3 protein-coding genes are annotated in these 2,877 nt (G+C 77.3%); 1 reads left to right on the top strand and 2 read right to left on the bottom strand.

Features of this window, described 5'->3' with window-relative positions; translation table 11 throughout:
- The coding region (locus ACSNOD_RS30175) for a TDT family transporter (RefSeq protein ID WP_436770262.1) at positions 1 to 1,182 on the top strand (1,182 nt) is incomplete at its 5' end.
- On the opposite strand, the gene ACSNOD_RS30180 is transcribed toward ACSNOD_RS30175, so the two are convergent.
- Entirely contained in the window at positions 1,109 to 1,828 is a 720-nt protein-coding gene (locus tag ACSNOD_RS30180; protein WP_436770263.1) for a helical backbone metal receptor, read from the bottom strand. The genes ACSNOD_RS30175 and ACSNOD_RS30180 overlap by 74 nt on opposite strands.
- 143 nt (positions 1,829 to 1,971) lie before the next feature.
- Complete coding sequence (locus ACSNOD_RS30185) at positions 1,972 to 2,544, bottom strand: helix-turn-helix domain-containing protein (protein ID WP_436770264.1); 573 nt, start codon at positions 2,542 to 2,544, stop codon at positions 1,972 to 1,974.
- Positions 2,545 to 2,877: the final 333 nt, after the last annotated feature.

Below are 2,877 nucleotides of genomic sequence, written 5' to 3' on the forward strand. Positions count from 1 at the left end.
ACCCCCGCCCGCCCGGCCAGGGCAACGGCAACGCCAACCGCAACCGCAAGGCCGAGCGAGCCCAGGCCCCGCAAGGGCCTGTTCGGCCCCAACGCGTACGCCCCCGTCATGGGCACCGGCATCGTCGCCACAGCCGGCGCGACCCTCGGCGGCGCCGCGCCGCGAGCGGCCTGCGTGGGCGTGTGGGCCGTCGCCGCCAGCCTGCTCGCCGCCGTGCTCACCGTGCGCGCCACACACTGGGCGCGCCACCGGACCGCGACCCGCGCGCAGCTGCTGGACCCGGCCGTCGCGCCGTTCCACGGCTGCGCGGCCATGGCCCTGCTGGCCGTCGCGTCGGGCACGCTGCTGCTGGGCCGGGACGTGGTCGGCGAGCGGCCGGCCCTGGTGGCGGGCGCGCTGCTGTGGACGGCGGGCACCCTGTACGGCCTGGTCACCGCGGCGGCGCTGCCGTATCTGATGGTGACGCGACACCGGATCGAGCCGGGTGACGCGACCCCCGTGTGGCTGCTGCCGGTCGTGGCCCCCATGGTGTCCGCGGCGACGGGCCCGGCGCTGGTGCCGCACGTGCCGGCCGGGCAGCCGCGGGAGGCGCTGCTGCTGGGCTGCTACGGCCTGTTCGGGCTGAGCCTGCTCGCGGTGCTGCTTCTGCTGCCGTTGATCGTGGGGCGGCTGATCCATCACGGCCCGCCGGCGCCGGCGCAGACGCCGGCGCTCTTCCTCGTGCTGGGCCCGCTGGGCCAGTCGGTGACGGCGCTGGGTCAGCTGGCGGACGCGGCGCACACCGTGACGCCGGCGGCGGGGGCCGGCGCCGTGGCCTACGGGCCGGCGCTCGGCCCGCTCGCCGTGCTCTACGGCGTCCCCGTCTTCGGCTTCGCCCTGCTGTGGCTCGCGCTGGCCTCCGCGCTGGTGGTGCGGGCCGTGCGGCGCGGGATGCCGTTCTCGATGGGGTGGTGGGCGTTCACCTTCCCGGTGGGGACCTGTGTCACGGGGGCGACATCGCTGGGCCACCACACGGGCCTGGCGGCCTGGCACGGCGTGGCCCTCGCGCTGTACTGCGTGCTGCTGACCGCTTGGGCGGTGGCCTCCGTCCGTACGGTGCGCGGTCTGCTCAGGGGCGAGCTGCGCGCAGTGCCCGGGACAGTACGGCCGGAGCCTCGGCCAGGGACGGCCCGTACCAGGTGAGGTGGCGTCCGCTGACCGGCGCGGCGGGCAGCCCGGGGAACGCCTCGGGCCCGTCCTGCGCGCTGAAACGATACGGCTCGTCGGGGAGCACGACGAGGTCGGCGCCACAGGCCCGCAGTTCCTCCAGCGGGACGCGCGGGTAGCGCTCGGCGTGCCGGGCGTAGACGTTGGTCACGCCGAGCCGGGCGAGGAGGTCGCCGGCGAAGGTGGAGCGGCCGAGGACCATCCAGGGCCGCCGCCAGATGGGGACGACGGCGCGCGTGGGCGCCAGGGGTGGGCGCAGGTCCCGCCAGGCGGCCTCGGCCTCGTCCAGCCAGGCGGGGCGGGGCAGCCGGCAGCCGCGCACCAGGACCCGGTCGAGCTCGCGGAGGGCCTGCGGGAGGTCGCGCACCTCGGTGACCATCACCTGGAGGCCGGCGGCCCGCAGCGCGGCGAGGTCGGGGGCGCGGTTCTCCTCCTCGTTGGCGAGGACGAGGTCGGGGGCGAGCGCGGCGACGGCGGCGACGTCGGGGTTCTTGGTGCCGCCGATCCGGGCGGCGGCGAGGCCGGGCGGGTGGCTGCACCAGTCGGTGACGCCCACGAGCAGGGCGGGGTCCGTGGCGGCCACGGCCTCGGTGAGGGAGGGCACGAGCGAGACGACACGCATGGCGGCGAGCCTAGGGCGGCGCGGGCCCCGGCGGAACGGCCGGGAGAGGAGAGGCGGCGGTCGCGGGCCCGGTGGGCCGCGAGCGACGCTCAGGGGCAGGGGGCCGGCGCGCTCAGCGGCGGGGCCGGCGCGTACGGGCTCGCTCAGCGGCGGGGGTCCGCCGTCGCCTCGATGTGGTCGGCGACGGCGACGAGCAGGACGCGCGTACCGGGCGCCGTGGCGCGCCACCGGTGGCGCACCCCGCCGGAGAGGTACAGCGTGTCGCCGCGGGTCAGCCGGTGCAGCCGCCCCTCGGTCTCGACCTCGGCCCCGCCGTCCGCGACGTACAGCAGTTCGTCGTTGCGGTGCCGGAACTCGCGCCGGCCGTCGTGCTCGCCGGTGAATTCCACGGCGTGGAGCTGCTGGACGCCGCGGACCAGCGGCCGGGCCCGGCCCTCCGGCCCGTCGTCGCCGGGGGCGAGCTGCTCGTCGGCGCGGACGACGTCGACCCGGCGGGAGCCCTCCGCGGCGGCGATGAGCTGGACGGCGGTGGTGCCGAGGGCGTCGGCGACCAGGTTCAGGGAGCGTGTGCTGGGGCGGGCGCGGTCGTTCTCGATCTGGCTGAGGAAGGGGATGGACAGCCCGCTGCGGGCGGCGACCTTGGCCAGGGTGAGATCCAGCGCCCGCCGTCTCCGGCGGATGCTGCCGCCCACCCGCAGATCGGTTTCCTCGTCCATCGTCCTCGCTCCCCCTCCGCCCTCTCGGCCGGTCAACGGCGTGCCGTGGTGCACCCTAGCGGCCGGCCTCGTGCTCGGTCGCGGGCCGGCTCCGTGCGGCTCTCCGCCTCACGCGCTCGTATCCCACAAATTGTGACAGCCGGGGCGGGAGCCCGCAGTGGACCAGCATGCGCGCCGGCGCCGGGGCCCCTGTCGCCTCGTGCTCGACGGCCGGTGGGCCGCGGGCCGAGGGCGATCGGAGCCGGCCCGGAGCCCGCGCGGGCGTCCAGTGCGTATGACGGCGGTCGTTCCCACTCACCGCTGCGGGGCAGTCCCGGATTCCCACCGGGTTCC

It is taken from the genome of Streptomyces sp. URMC 123 (genome assembly GCF_051386515.1).
Classification (GTDB): Bacteria; Actinomycetota; Actinomycetes; order Streptomycetales; family Streptomycetaceae; genus Streptomyces.